Annotated in this window: 14 protein-coding genes; 5 read left to right on the forward strand and 9 right to left on the reverse strand. The window is 42.5% G+C overall.

Annotation, left to right across the window (positions count from 1 at the left end; all coding sequences use genetic code 11):
• Positions 1-104 precede the first annotated feature (104 nt).
• Positions 105-524 (forward strand): META domain-containing protein, encoded by a 420-nt coding sequence (locus AAU57_RS13240; protein ID WP_055413366.1) that lies wholly within the window; start codon positions 105-107, stop codon positions 522-524.
• A gap of 172 nt (positions 525-696) precedes the next feature.
• Here AAU57_RS13240 and AAU57_RS13245 read toward each other — a convergent pair whose 3' ends face one another.
• Genes AAU57_RS13245 through AAU57_RS13255 form a run of 3 tightly spaced genes read right to left on the reverse strand, consistent with a single transcriptional unit; the run spans position 697 to position 3,191 of the window.
• The gene (locus tag AAU57_RS13245) at positions 697-1,569 is read right to left on the reverse strand and encodes a cation diffusion facilitator family transporter (protein ID WP_055413367.1); all 873 of its coding nucleotides are present in this window, start codon (positions 1,567-1,569) and stop codon (positions 697-699) included.
• Positions 1,570-1,605: 36 nt separating this feature from the next.
• A complete protein-coding gene (locus AAU57_RS13250; RefSeq protein ID WP_055413368.1) occupies positions 1,606-2,772 on the reverse strand; it encodes a trans-sulfuration enzyme family protein in 1,167 nt (388 codons plus the stop codon).
• Entirely contained in the window at positions 2,769-3,191 is a 423-nt protein-coding gene (locus AAU57_RS13255) for an OsmC family protein (protein WP_055413369.1), read from the reverse strand. The genes AAU57_RS13250 and AAU57_RS13255 overlap by 4 nt, the downstream gene beginning before the upstream one ends.
• 415 nt (positions 3,192-3,606) lie before the next feature.
• On the opposite strand from AAU57_RS13255, the gene AAU57_RS13260 reads away from it, so the two are divergent.
• Positions 3,607-4,089, forward strand: coding sequence for a GIN domain-containing protein (locus tag AAU57_RS13260; protein WP_055413370.1), 483 nt, complete (start codon positions 3,607-3,609; stop codon positions 4,087-4,089).
• 56 nt (positions 4,090-4,145) lie between these two features.
• Here AAU57_RS13260 and AAU57_RS13265 read toward each other — a convergent pair whose 3' ends face one another.
• Entirely contained in the window at positions 4,146-6,167 is a 2,022-nt protein-coding gene (locus AAU57_RS13265; RefSeq protein WP_055413371.1) for a thiamine pyrophosphate-dependent enzyme, read from the reverse strand.
• Positions 6,168-6,244: 77 nt separating this feature from the next.
• Positions 6,245-7,606 carry a dihydrolipoamide acetyltransferase family protein gene (locus tag AAU57_RS13270; RefSeq protein WP_055413372.1) on the reverse strand — a complete coding sequence of 454 codons (1,362 nt, stop codon included), beginning with the start codon at positions 7,604-7,606 and terminating at the stop codon, positions 6,245-6,247.
• Between the two features lie 112 nt (positions 7,607-7,718).
• Here AAU57_RS13270 and AAU57_RS13275 point away from each other — a divergent pair, with 112 nt between their 5' ends.
• On the forward strand, positions 7,719-8,090 hold the full coding sequence (locus AAU57_RS13275; RefSeq protein ID WP_231717826.1) for a hypothetical protein: 372 nt from the start codon (positions 7,719-7,721) through the stop codon (positions 8,088-8,090).
• A 34-nt stretch (positions 8,091-8,124) separates the two neighbouring features.
• Here AAU57_RS13275 and AAU57_RS13280 read toward each other — a convergent pair whose 3' ends face one another.
• The 4 genes from AAU57_RS13280 to paaZ are packed head-to-tail and all read right to left on the reverse strand — an operon-like array spanning position 8,125 to position 12,463.
• Positions 8,125-8,724, reverse strand: coding sequence for a transferase hexapeptide repeat family protein (locus tag AAU57_RS13280; RefSeq protein WP_055413374.1), 600 nt, complete (start codon positions 8,722-8,724; stop codon positions 8,125-8,127).
• A 50-nt stretch (positions 8,725-8,774) separates the two neighbouring features.
• Entirely contained in the window at positions 8,775-9,527 is a 753-nt protein-coding gene (locus tag AAU57_RS13285; protein ID WP_055413375.1) for an enoyl-CoA hydratase/isomerase family protein, read from the reverse strand.
• A 44-nt stretch (positions 9,528-9,571) separates the two neighbouring features.
• On the reverse strand, positions 9,572-9,892 hold the full coding sequence (locus AAU57_RS13290; RefSeq protein ID WP_055413376.1) for a GIY-YIG nuclease family protein: 321 nt from the start codon (positions 9,890-9,892) through the stop codon (positions 9,572-9,574).
• A 27-nt stretch (positions 9,893-9,919) separates the two neighbouring features.
• Positions 9,920-12,463 (reverse strand): phenylacetic acid degradation bifunctional protein PaaZ, encoded by a 2,544-nt coding sequence (gene paaZ, locus AAU57_RS13295; RefSeq protein WP_055413784.1) that lies wholly within the window; start codon positions 12,461-12,463, stop codon positions 9,920-9,922.
• A 318-nt stretch (positions 12,464-12,781) separates the two neighbouring features.
• Between paaZ and AAU57_RS13300 the strand changes: the two genes are divergently transcribed.
• Together AAU57_RS13300 and AAU57_RS13305 are read left to right on the forward strand one after the other, a co-directional pair.
• Positions 12,782-13,585, forward strand: a complete 804-nt coding sequence (locus AAU57_RS13300; RefSeq protein WP_055413377.1) for a hypothetical protein — start codon at positions 12,782-12,784, stop codon at positions 13,583-13,585.
• A 4-nt stretch (positions 13,586-13,589) separates the two neighbouring features.
• Positions 13,590-14,390 (forward strand): hypothetical protein, encoded by an 801-nt coding sequence (locus AAU57_RS13305; RefSeq protein WP_055413378.1) that lies wholly within the window; start codon positions 13,590-13,592, stop codon positions 14,388-14,390.
• Positions 14,391-14,408: the final 18 nt, after the last annotated feature.

Here is a 14,408-nt window from a genome sequence, read left to right on the forward strand (position 1 = left end):
TTCAATTATTAAAAAACGGCTGCGATAAGTTATCGCAGCCATTTTTTTTATCAATAATTTGAGATAAGCGATCTTCTAAAGAGATTACTTTTAAAATAAAAATCATGAAAACATTCGTTTCAATTTTCCTAGTAGGTTTTCTCTTAATCTCGCTCAACAGCTGTGATGAGACACGCCAGGTATTAAATACTGGTAGCCGTGTGGAATTAAACGGCAGCTACAATGTGACCCAATTGAACGGCACTACGGTCAACAACAACCAAACCATCAATTTCAACGGATTGGGTAAAACGGTTAGCGGAAATGCTGGGTGCAATACTTACAATGCTTCATTTACCATTGAGACCTATCAGCTTACCATAGGTGATGTAGCATTGACCAGAAAATCTTGTCCGGATATGAAAGCGGAAAATGATTTTCTAGCAGCTCTTGACAAAGTCACTTCCTACCAAAAGACAGATGGGACATTAAACTTACTAGACGCCAACAATAACATTGTGATCAAGGCTGCGGCGGCTAATTAACTAATTTAGTTTTAAGAATTGTATCCGATGCTTGAGAAAGCATCGGGTTTTTTATTTCATGGAAAATCAAATAAGCTTTTGCGAAATCTCAAAATTAAATTGAATACGCGATCTATGCAGAAAGTGATCACAGCTTTCGAGAATTCTCAACTTTTTATTTTTTGCAATCCAGTTATTCTTCAAAAGGCTCCACATGGATCAACACATGACCTAAACTAGGGATTTCCTTTCTTAGATAATCCTTCAAATCATGAGCAATATCATGGCCTGATTTCACGGAAATATCTCCATCGACGATAGCGTGTAGATCAATGTGAAATTTCATTCCAGACTTGCGAACAAAACATTTCTCGGTGTCCAACACGCCTTCGACATCCAAGGATCTAGAACGTATGTGCTCAATGAGCTCGTCATAGATCTGCTCGTCCATGACCTCACCTAATGCCGGTCGTAAAATCAAATAGCTGTTGTAAAGGATGAATCCAGAAGCTAGCAATGCTGCCCAATCATCTGCCGTTTCATAACCTTTTCCAAAAGTAATCGCAATGCTAATTCCTATAAAAGCCATGATGGATGTAAATGCATCACTTCTATGGTGCCAGGCGTCTGCTTTTAAGCTGGAACTATTGGTGGTTCGACTTTTTCTGATCACAATTTGATAGGAAACTTCTTTCCAGATGATAATCACGCCTAGAACAATAAGCGTCCAGGCTTTGGGAACCTTATGAGGCGTATGTATATTCTCGATACTTTCAACAGCAATAACCGTAGCAGAAACTACCAAAAAAGCCACCACCGCAAAAGTGACCAATGGCTCTATTTTACCGTGACCGTAAGGGTGGTTTTCATCGGCAGGTCGTTTGGCATATTTGAAACCCAAAAGCACCAATACCGATGCAAAAATATCTGTAGTAGATTCAATAGCGTCTGCAATAAGCGCATAGGAATTACCAAAAATTCCTGCCAGACCTTTGATTATAGCCAGTAACGTGTTGCCTATGATACTAAAATAGGTGGTTCTTATGGCAGACTGTTCGTTACTCATCAATTACAAATATAGAATCGCAAAAGTACGGCTCTATCACTCGGCTGCAAGCGCCTGCTTGATATCTGCTATGATATCTTCTTCATGCTCCAGGCCAACTGATATACGTACAAGTCCATCAGTGATACCAACAGCTAGACGATCCTCTACAGCAAGCCTGCCGTGCGTGGTAGATGCTGGATGGGTCACGATGGTCCTGGTGTCTCCTAAATTGGCGCTTAACGAGCACATCTTGATATTATTCAAAAAGGTTCGTCCAGCTTCAAGCCCGTCTTTTAATTCAAACGCAATGATGTTACCACCTTTTTTCATTTGTTTTTTGGCCGTCTCATATTGCGGATGAGATTTGAGAAACGGGTATTTCACCATGGATATTTTATCCTGTTGCTCTAGAAACTCAGCAACTTTGAGAGCATTGTCGCAATGACGATCAACTCTTACTGCAAGTGTTTCCAGACTTTTAGAAAGTATCCAGGCGTTAAAGGGTGACATCGCTGGACCAGAATTGCGTGCAAATAAATACACTTCACGCATCAAATCTTTCCTGCCAACGGTTACACCACCCAAAACACGGCCTTGACCATCCAGTAATTTCGTGGCGCTGTGAATGACAAGATCTGCTCCATATTTGATGGGTTGCTGCAGATATGGAGTCGCAAAACAATTGTCCACCAGGAATATGATATCGTGCTTTTTACAAATCGCACCTATCTTTTCCATATCCAGAATATCAATCGCAGGATTTGTAGGCGTTTCAATGTAAAGCACCTTAGTCTCTGGCTTTATAAGAGATTCTATTCGATCCACTTGGTCTGCCGTGAAATAACTGGTGGTAATATTCCACTTAGGTAAATACTTGGTGAACAACGTATGTGTACTGCCAAAAACGCTGCGGCATGATACAATATGATCGCCACTATCGAGTAGTGCAGCAAAGGTTGTAAAGATGGCAGACATTCCTGTAGCAAAGGCATAACCAGCTTCAGCACCTTCCAGTTTACAGATCTTATCTACAAATTCTGATGTATTGGGATTCGTAAAACGACTGTATAGATTGCGCTCCTTTTCCTCTGCAAAAGAGGCTCTCATTTCCTCTGCATCGTCAAAAACAAAACTGGATGTCAAATATAAAGGTGTGGAATGTTCCTTATACTGGGACCGTTCCATTTGGGCTCTTATCGCCTCGGTTTCAAAATGCTTCATGAGATGGCTTTACCGTTAAGTATGACATGATATGTGATCTCTACGACACTATCAAATGTTTTGGAAACGCTACAGTATTTCTGGAAACTTAGATCTGCTGCGCGCTGTGCCTTGGCAGCATCGATTGCTCCTGCCAGGGAAACCATCACTTGAATGGCTTTGAAAGGTTTGGAGCCATCCTGCTCCACTCGATCGCCAGTCACCTCAACTTTATAATTATCGATTTCCTGCTTCTGTTTCTTGAGAATGGAAATAATATCAATCGCACTGCAACCACCTACACCCATAAGGATCAGTTCCATGGGACTGGAACCCTGTACTATTTCACTGCCTTTATTATCAATCATTACAGGAATTCCAGAGGCTCCTTTGGCTTCCAGCAGGTATTCCATGTTTTTTCTTTCTAGAGTTACTTTCATTGCAAACTATTTAAAAATAAAGGTCGTGATTCATATTGAATTGCCCGACTAGGTTGCCTAAAATTTTACGATGTTCAAAAGACTTTTAAGCGGTTCGCTTTCGCGAAAGCGAACTCATTTCAACCCATAAAAAGATAGCACTAAAACTGGACCGTTAGCTTGAAAAAGTAGCATATGATCATAACAAGAACTGAATGTTAAGCCGTCATAGAAATGCACGATTTGGACAGCAATATTCGAGGAGATTTGATGCATTTTGCCAATCAATTCTTAACGAAAATTAGCGTCTTTTAAGCTAAGGTAAAGAGTGGTTATCTGAATGTTATGGAATCATCAAAGCTCATTTTCCCATGCAACTATTGATGAATTTTGGTGTCTCTAATAAAAAACATAAACACTTTTTAAAATTGACATTATGAAAAAGATCATTTTAATTGCATGCCTAGCGATCGCTGGAACTATCAACGCTCAAGTTTCAAAAGACTTGAACCGCTTTAACCGAATCAAAATTGACAGTAATGCCCAGATTGAAGTTCATTTATCGCAGACGTCCAAAATTCAATTCTCTGGTAGCGAAGATCAACTAGATCAATACATCATTTCCAACGAGGTTGGAACTCTTGAATTGCGTACCTCTAACGACAAGGACAGTCGTTACAGAATTTACACCAATGACTTGAAAGCTTTGCAAATTGAAGGGAATGCCATCGTGACCTTTAAAGGGTTTGATACGCTGGACCGTTTATCTATCAAGACCAGTAAAGATGCTCTAGTAGATCTTGGATCTATTGTAGTCACCAACTTAGTGGTAGATAAAGACAAAGACAGCACGGTAAGAGTTGCTGCAGCCAGTGGAGCTACCTATCGAATTGATGGCAAAGACACAGAATCCATCTAGTCTTAAAAAATATTTTAATATCAAAAGGGCCGCAATGATTGCGGCCCTTTTTATTTCTAATAATTCAAAATCTCCTGGATTTTCACCTTCACCTTTTCCGTGCTAGGAATCATCGTTTCTTCCAAAACAGAATTCAGAGGTATCGCCGGCATGTTTTCTGAACCTATGACCATCACTGGAGCATCAATGTATTTAAAACACTCTTCCTGGATACGACCTTGCAAGGCGCGTGAGAAACTGTTCTCACTAGGCTCTTCAGTTACCACGAGGCATTTACCGCATTTCTTAACGCTGGCAAAAACGGTATCATAATCCAATGGATGCAGGGTTCTCAAATCAACCACTTCTACTCTATCCTGTAAACCAAGTTCCTTTGTGGCGTTCATCGCCCAATGAACGCCCATACCGTAAGTAATGATGCTCAAGGTTTCTTCTTCTTCCTTTTTCCAGATTTCCTGCAAGACCCAAGCCTTGCCAAAAGGCAACACGTAATCCTCGCTAGGCTCTACACTGGTCGCTCCTTTGGTGCCTTTGACTTTACTCCAGTACAGCCCTTTGTGTTCAAAAATCACTACCGGATTAGGATCATAATAGGCTGCTTTCATCAAGCCTTTCAAATCGGCACCGTTGGATGGATACGCAATTTTGAGACCTCTAATATTAGAGACCACGCTTTCCATCGAACTGGAATGATACGGTCCACCGCTACCGTAGGCACCTATCGGTACGCGCAATATCATGGAAACCGGCCATTTGCCGTTACTCAAATAATTGGATCTGGAAACCTCTGTAAACAGCTGATTCAATCCTGGCCAGATGTAATCTGCAAACTGCACCTCAACGATGGGTTTTAATCCTACCGCGCTCATTCCTACGGTGCTTCCCACGATAAAGGCCTCTTGGATAGGTGTGTTGAAGACTCGGTTGTCGCCAAATTTCTGTGCCAGCGTTGCGGCTTCTCTAAAAACGCCGCCTAATCTGCCGCCTACATCCTGCCCATAGAGCAAACATTCTGGGTGTTTGCGCATCAATTCTTCAATAGCAAATAGTGCACAATCTACCATCACCACTTTTTCTGCGCCTTCTGGTGATCGCTCGCCGCGCTCTTCGGTGATGGGCGTTGGTGCAAAATCGTGCGTGAACAAGTCGGCTGGTTCTGGGTCTGGCATGTCCATCGCTTGTTGTAAGGCTTTTTGGGTTTCCGCTTTCGCGAAAGCGTCGTACCCATCAACCTCCTGCGCTGTAAAACCATTGTCCAATAGTAGTTTTCTCATCTTAGGGTACGGATCGCGTTCTCTGGATTCTTCTAAATCATCGCGGTAAAACTCCATGCGCACACCGCTGGTATGGTGATTCAATAAGGGAACGGTCGCATGAACCAAAAACGGTCGACGCTCTGTTCTTATAGTCTCGATCACCTTGTTTAGGGTATTGTAACTCTCTTCAAAATCAGTCCCATCTATGGAAATGCGCTCAATCCCGTGGAATCCAGCAGCATATTCGAAGGCATTTTGGGCTCTGGTTTCAGCAGCATTGGCACTGATGTCCCAACCGTTGTCCTGTACCAAATAAAGAATTGGAAGTTGCTTGAGAGCCGCCATTTGTAGCGCTTCGGCAATCTCACCTTCAGTCACTGAGGCATCGCCTAGGGAACATACGACAATTGGCAATTCTGAATTCTGAATTCTGAATTCTGAATTTTCAAAACTCTCTTTGTAATGAAAACCCAGCGCTGCTCCAGTGGCAGGAATCGCCTGCATCCCAGTTGCACTGGATTGGTGCGGTATTTTAGGCTTATCAATATCATTCAACGATGGATGTGAATAGTAGGTACGGCCACCAGAAAACGGATCGGCTTTTTTTGCCAATAACTGCAGCATCAAATCGTAAGGCTTCATGCCTATCGCCAGCAACATCGCATCATCCCGATAATACGGAAACATATAATCCTGCGGCAGCAGTTGCATCCCGATAGCCGTCTGGATCACCTCATGCCCGCGACTGGTCGCGTGCACATATTTAGAAACCGTTTTGAAGTTCTCTTCATAGAGTTCTGTCATGGCTTTGGCGGTCACCATATTGCGAAATCCTTTTTCTAATACTGACTTTTCCAAATCTTTGTTTTTATAGTCAAGCCGCTACATGGCGGCTTCGCTTAATAATTAGTTTGCGGAGCTTCCTCTAGGTTCAAAGCCACTTGCTTCAAGAAACTACCTCCCAAAAATCCATCAACCACCCGATGATCAAAACTCAAACTCAGCATCATCATACTCCTCACTTCAATGCTGTCAACGCCGTCTCTCGTCATTACCTCAGCACTTTTTTTGATAATTCCCGTAGCTAAAATCGCAACCTCTGGCTGATTGATAATAGGTGTTCCCATCAATGAACCAAATGTTCCAACGTTTGAGATTGTGAATGTTCCGCCTTTAATATCATCGCCACCTAATTTATTTTCCCTTGCGAGATTTGCCATACGATTTACCTCTGCAGCAATTTCTGGTAAAGATTTTTGATCGGCATTTTTTACAACGGGAACAATGAGATTTCCTGATGGTAAGGCAGTTGCCATTCCCACATTAATGTTCTCTTTTACAATGATGTTCTTACCATCGACGCTGGCATTGATGTTTGGAAACTCTTTGATGGCTCTGGCCACGGCATCTACAAATAGTGGTGTAAATGTCAATCGCTCACCATGCTTCTCTTGAAAAGCGGCTTTATTGGCATTTCTCCAGTTCATCAAATCGGTAAGGTCTGCTTCTACATAAGCCGTCACGTGTGGACTGGTGTGTTTTGAATACACCATATGATCTGCAATCATGGATCGCATGCGGTCCATCTCGATAATCTTACCGGTTCCTTTATCAAACTTCAATTGAGGAATACGGTAGGCTGTAGGGTCTGGCTCGTTGCTTACAGCTTGTGCAAACTGATACGGACGACCATCATTTAAATACTGGATGACATCACTCTTGCGCAAACGACCTTCAGCTCCAGTGGCAGGAATACGGGCAAGTTCCTCATAGGATATGTGATTCTCGCGAGCAATTTTATCAATTAACGGACTGACGAATAGGTTTTTATTGACGTAAGAACTGGAAACTTGTTTTTGAACTGCTGAAGCAACTCGTTCTCGACTGTCGCTCGAACCGGTCCTATTTTGAGAGGCTGCACTGGCCTCACTATCTTTTTGAACGTCTTCCAGTCCGCTAGGTTTTTTGAGATCCTTTGCTTCTGGTTTTGAAGAAGCGCTTGCTTTTGTTGATTCATCACTAGCTTCAATCTGCGCAACAGGCTCACCAATTTCAACAACATCACCGTTCCCAAATAAATGTTTGACCATCGTCCCGTCACATGGTGCCGGCACCTCGTTATCTACTTTGTCCGTTCCTACTTCTACCAGAATATCGCCTTCTGCAAAGGATTCACCTTCTTGAACCAGCCAATTGAGAATGGTTCCTTCAGTAATGGATTCGCCCATTTTGGGCAGTATAAAATCTGTCATTGTTGCCATGACTCAAATTTACAAAAACTAACACTTGTTAGTCGTGAAGATTATGTTGGAATTCGCTTTCGCGAAAGCGGAATCCATATTGGTACTATTCACTTAAATTTGTTATTTAAGTATGAGTATGCAGGCAAAATATTTGAAGAAAGCCTTACTGGCCAATCAATATAAAATTGAGCGAGCTGAAAAATCCAAGAACTGGATAGGTAGAAACAAGGTTAAAGTCATCTTGTTTGGAATATTTATGAGTGTTGTAGGTCCTGTCTACACGCATGAACCTGACGGGTTGCATCGTAGGGAAGCGGTTAAAGCTGTTGATGTAAGCGATTTTGGCCATATGGGTACAGCTATTGCATTTGCTATTTTTTACACACTAGCCTTTCTAGTTGCGTACTTTGTTTGGAAATATCAAGATGCAAAACAAATAAGGCAACTCAAGGAGCACCGCATACAACTGAAAGAACAACTAACATCAATACAACAAGTTTAGGTAGTTTTAATTGGTAGAATTAACAAACTGCTAATTAATTCTTCTTCATCTCCTGCAACGTCTTATAAAAATCTTCCTGCACTGGTCGGTTAGCTGGGATTTCTCGTAGAGGTTCGACTTCACTCATGGTTTCATGACAATCAGTTGGAAGTTGTTGGTAGAGCTTTGTGCCAGCGGTTTTCCAGGCGATCATCTCGTCGCTGACTTCTTTGATTTTTTTGGCGGGATTGCCTACGATCAAGGATCTGGGATCAAAGACCGCTTCGGCCTTGACAAAGGACATAGCACCAACAATGCACTCATCACCTATCTCGGCATCGTCCATGATCACGCTGTTCATACCAATCAGACAATTGCGACCCAAATTTGCGCCATGAATCACGGCACCGTGGCCTATGTGTGCGCTCTCTGCAAAGCGAATGCTCTTACCAGGAAACATATGTACCGTGCAATTTTCTTGGACATTGACGCCATCTTCCAGAATGATCTCGCCCCAATCGCCACGTATCACCGCGCTAGGTCCTACATAACAATTCTTCCCGATGATCACATTACCAATCACCGCCGCCAGCGGATGCACAAATGAACTCTCGTGAATAACAGGTATGTGTCCCTTGAAACTGAAAATTGCCATAGCGCTAGGTTTTTAGAGAAGCCGACCTGCGACATCCCGACTGAATAGGATTATTTGAACCGCTTGAGCGTTTCCTTGGTAAATTCACTCAACACAAGTTTTCCGGAAATTTTTGCTCTTTGAGCAAGTAATTCATCCCAGTTTTCACAACCCGACCAAAACATTAGTTTCATGTGTTTCATGGCTTCAGGATTATAGGTGCACAGATTTTCTGCAAATTTATGAACCGCTACGTCCATTTCTTCTGTCGATTCGTAAACCTCAGCAAATAAGCCGTTTTGTTGTGCCCATTCTGGTGAATAGAACTCGTTGGCATTTATCGCAATCTGGCTCATGCAGGTTAAACCTAATTTGCGCTCTACGGCTGGACCTACCACAAATGGTCCGATACCTATGTTCAACTCGCTAAGTTTGATCGCTGCAAATTTGGTCGCGAAACAATAATCGGTCGCACTAGCAACTCCAACGCCACCACCAACGGTTTTGCCCTGCACGCGACCTATAATGAATTTAGGACATTTGCGCATGGCATTGATCACATTTGCAAATCCACTGAAGAAGATCTCGCCCGTTTTCTCATCATCAATCGCGATCAATTCCTTAAAGCTGGCACCGGCACAAAAGGTACGCTCACCACCAGATTTGAGGATGATCACTTTAGTCGCTTCATCTTTTCCTGCATCAGTAATTGCTTGTGCGAGTTGTGCCAGAACATCACCTGGCAGGGAGTTGTGCGCCGGATGAAAGAATTCAATGGTGGTTATTGAGTTTTCAGTTGTTGTTTTTACGTATGGTTTTGTCATGGCTATAATTCTCCGCGTAGGCAGAGATCTTTTTATCGTTTTACTTAATCTTTATAATTACTAAAATCCCAGTCGCTACTTAAATCCAACCAGTCTTCATTTTTTTCTTGTATCAAGCGCATTTTCCATGCACGGTTCCATTTCTTGATCTGTTTCTCTCGAGTAAAAGTATCCTTCCATGTTCCAATAATTTCTTCATAATAAACTAACCAATCCACATTGTACTTTGCTGAGAAGGATGTTTTATATTTTTTGGATGTATGTTCAAATGTTCTTCTTACAATATCACCAGTCGCACCTACGTACAGAATCCTATTATTTTTACTGGACATGATGTAAACATAGTAGGTTTTCACTTCAGACATTTCGATAACCGATTTAAAGATTTCCGCCTACGCGGAAATATTGAACTGTTCAAAGTGATGATTCAAATGTTTACGCTCTAGTAGAGTCCATTCATATTTGCTTAGTTCTCCAAAAACAGCATTTTTGGTGGTTGCTTTTGGATTCTTTTTGAAATAATCTAAATATTCCTTTCGAGCTTCCAGCATTTTTGCCTTAGCAGTTTCTAGGTTTTCATGTTGCAAATCTTCCAGCGTACCGTCTTGTTTCATGAGCGGCATTTTGTGATTTTGAGGCATCTTATCATAATTCCACAAGGTAGCGGCGACTTTTTCTAAATGCTCATCGGGCGTAGTGATGTCAAAATCTTGTTTTTCACCGCTGGCGATACGGTAGCTCATTTCCAAATGCTCCACCATATGTTGAGGAGTCATGGAACCCCATTGAGGTTTGGTATCTGAGTTCAATTTCGCGAAAGCGGACTTAATATACTTCTCTGTAATCTCTTTGAATATGTCTTGCTTCTTTTCTACCATGGTCAGAATGGTGGCAATCGCTACAAGTGATTCGGCTTCCTCATCAGTTTTACCGTTTTCATAATCTACGGGTTCTGCATCAAATACTTCGACATACCATTTTACGATTCCGCTGGGATGCTCGCGACCTGAAACGTCGCGCTCGCGTTTTTCCTTGCAGGTCAAACGCACATAAATCGTGTCGTTGTGGTATAAGGGTCGTAAAAACCGAATGTCTTCCAAACCATAGTTGGCAGAAACCGGTCCTTTATTAGGATAAACAAACAGTCCTGCGGCCGCACTTATGATGAAATAACCATGTGCCGTGCGTTTCTTGAAAATACTGCCTTCCAGACTGGTAATATCTGTATGCGCATAAAAATGGTCCCAAGTGAGGTTTGCAAAATTCTGGATGTCCGTATTTGTGATGGTGCGTTTGTGCGTTTCCAACGACATTCCAGGCTTGATATCCTCATAATGGTAGGCAAAAGGATGCTTTTCGGCTTCCTTATAAGCACCATTGGGCTGGTAAATTCCTGTAATTTCAGTCAATGAAGTTGGACTTCCTTGAACGGCACAACGTTGCATGTAATGCTTGATGCCGCGCAAACCGCCCATTTCCTCGCCACCGCCAGCACGTCCTGGACCACCATGAACCAATAGTGGCAATGGCGAACCGTGACCTGTGGATTGTGGAGCGCTTTCTTTGTTGAGTGTCAAAATCCTCCCATGGGAAGATGCGGCGTTGATGGTGTACACTTTCGCGAAAGCGTCATCTCCAGTAACCACACTACTCACCAGCGAGCCTTTACCCATGTGTGCCAGCTCGATCGCTTCGTCTAGATTCTTGTACGGCATGAGCGTGCTCACGGGACCAAAACATTCTACCTCGTGAACAGCATTGTTTTTAAATGGCTGGTCCTCACGCATCAAAATGGGCGATATAAAGGCACCTTTCTGGGCGCGATCACCCAGTATTTCTACCTCATCGAGGTTACCGTAGACGATTTCGGCAGTCTTGGAGATTTTTTGAATTTGTTCTTTCAACGTATCACGCTGATTGTTATTAATCATAGCGCCCATGCGTGTTTCACGCAATAGAGGATCGCCTATGACGGTTTGGGAAAGTTGTTTTCCTAAGGCAATTTGCACATCTTCCATCAGGTTTTCTGGCACCATAATCCTACGGATCGCCGTACACTTTTGACCTGCTTTTGAGGTCATTTCCTTGCGCACTTCCTTGATGAATATGTCAAACTCTGCAGTTCCTGGAACGGCATCAGGTCCTAAAACCGACGAGTTCAAAGAGTCGGCTTCCATGGTGAATGGTACCGATTCTTCCAGCAATCGTGGATGTGATTTCAATTTTCTACCAGTGGCTGCACTACCCGTAAATGTGACAACGTCTGTGGAATTTACCGTGTCCAGAACACTTGTGGTTAAACCGCTTAATAATTGTAGTGCACCTTCTGGTAGGATACCGCTAGCGATGATCTCACGCACGACAGCTTCTGTCAAGAAAGCGGTTTGTGGTGCAGGCAACACCACTGCCGGCATACCTGCCATCCAGTTGACCGCGCATTTTTCCAACATTCCCCAAACTGGGAAATTAAAGGCGTTAATATGTACAGCAACACCTTTGCGAGGTACGAGAATGTGATGCGCCATGAACCGGCCACCGCGAGAGAGATCTATAGGATCACCTTCTACAGCATAACTCTGGTCTGGGAAAAGCTTACGTAAACTGGCATTGGCAAATAGGTTCCCAAAGCCACCTTCTATATCTACCCAGGAGTCGGCCCGAGTAGCACCGGTACGATAACTGATCTCGTAGAATTTAGCCTTGCGTTTTTCCAGATACAGCGCCAGTTTTTTGATCATGTTACCGCGCTGCTGGAAAGTCATGTCCCGCAACACTTTACCGTGATCGCGACCATATTGCAAAACACCAGCAATATCAAGGTTTGCCGTACTAGTAGCACCTATTTGCTCACCGGTAATCGCATCCCACATGAAGCGCTCGTTACCGTCCTGCTTTCCAGCTTGCCATTGACCGTTGATGTAACTTTTTAGGATCATAAAATTTGAGTGTGTAAATGTCTGTTTTTGAAATTCGCTTTCGCGGAAGCGAAACCCCATCATGCCTTCTGCTAAAATACGAAAATGATAAAACGTAACTAACAGTTGTTAGTATAAATGCGCTGCCAATAGTTTTATAGGAAGGAATAAACCTACTCTGTTATGTGGCCTTTGGCTCAACTATAGGCCCAATATTTGCGTAGATGGATCGATCATTCGTTTAACAACGCATTTTATCGCTGAATTTGCTAATAAGTCGCATCATTAAATCGTTCCATTGATCTGTCAATTATCTTTAAGTATAAACTATTGGTTTCCATGAAGTTGCTTTCCTACATTTTAACTTTTTCGGCCTTTTTTATAGGTAGAAGTCAGGTAGGTGTAAACACCAGCCAGTTTTCTGATGGAGTAGCTTTTGAGGTTACTGGAAATGGTGCTGAAGGTGTGATCCTAACAAGGTCTAATATTGAAGACCTTGACACAGAATTCCCATTACCGGTAGGTATTGAAGATGGGACGCTCACGTTTAATACGAATACGATAACTGGTTTAGGCTATGTGTGGTGGGATGAACCGGCACATACCTGGAAATTCGTGGATCCATTTATAGGTAAAAAGGAACTCTATGGTAATCCTGTTGCAGACAATACGGCTGGTGATTTAAACCAAGATGAGAGTGCTGGTTTTAAAATTCCAATTTTTGGTAATCCAGAGTTTGAAAATAGCAATAATTTGTATGAAATGGTTGGAGCTAATGCCGTAGAACGCAGAAAAAATTTGAGAGTGAATGCCAAAGGCAGGTATCGCATCGCTGTCACCCTAGGATTAGAAGCACAAGAAGATGATGATTCTATCGATGATAACCTTGTCGAAATCAAAATCCAAGTAACAAGTAATCTAGGAGTCATTAGTTATCCCGGTGCCGATCAACATAGTTCTGAAATGGAAGACAATAGGACAGGTGAAGATGATGATGGTGCGGTTAGTTTTGTAGAAATTCTAGAGCTAGAAGAAGGCGATGTGCTAAGTCTAGTTTCCTACCGTGCAAACAACAGTGGAAATAATATCGTATGGCTCAACTCCAGTAGACCCAGCTCTTTTTATATCATAAAGATCAATTAGCATCATGATCAACTGGATTTCAAACAAATCATCCGTTCTATTGATGTCGCTTTTTATAGCGTTAATCCCTTATGTGAGCATGGCGCAAGTTGGAATAGGCACTGAAGCGCCTTCGGCTGGTCTGCTTCTTGACGTGAAAGCTGCACCAGAATCTTCTGGGGTTGTTTTACCAGATGTAGATATTTTAGACTTATTCACCGTAGACCCATTGCCTTTAGGAACAGAGTTGGGCACATTGGTTTTTAATACCAATACCAGCACTGGTAAGGGATATTACTTTTGGGATGGAACGGCTTGGACTCGCTTTAACGCTTACATAGGCCAGATGGCAAAATACAGCAATCCATCTGCTGGAGTGACGGGACCTAACATGAATAGTGGTGGCGGTAATGTGAGGATTGTAGGCAATACAGAATTCAGTGACAATCCAGTTTTGTACCAAGCTTCTGGCAACACGGGAATTACCGTCAACGAAACTGGAATTTATCAAGTAACGGTGGCTTTATCATTAGTTGGAACCTATGGAACAACTGGCACACCTCAAAGAAATTCAAGAGCAGAAATTGATATAAGAATACGTGTGAACGGTGCGGACAGAGGTCCCTTGTATCGCAGTACCGAAATGAATATGACCGCCACTGCAGGCGACGTGGATAACGGATCTTTATCATTTACACAATCTGTAAAGATCGACGCCGGTCAAACGATTACCTTAAGATACAATCCTTCTAAAAATGAAAACGTTGGAATTGTGAGATTAAGATCCCTAGGTACCTCGACTATATTTATTCAAAAACTATTATAAATCATTCATAGCATTGAA

The organism is Nonlabens sp. YIK11, from assembly GCF_001413925.1.
GTDB lineage: Bacteria > Bacteroidota > Bacteroidia > Flavobacteriales > Flavobacteriaceae > Nonlabens.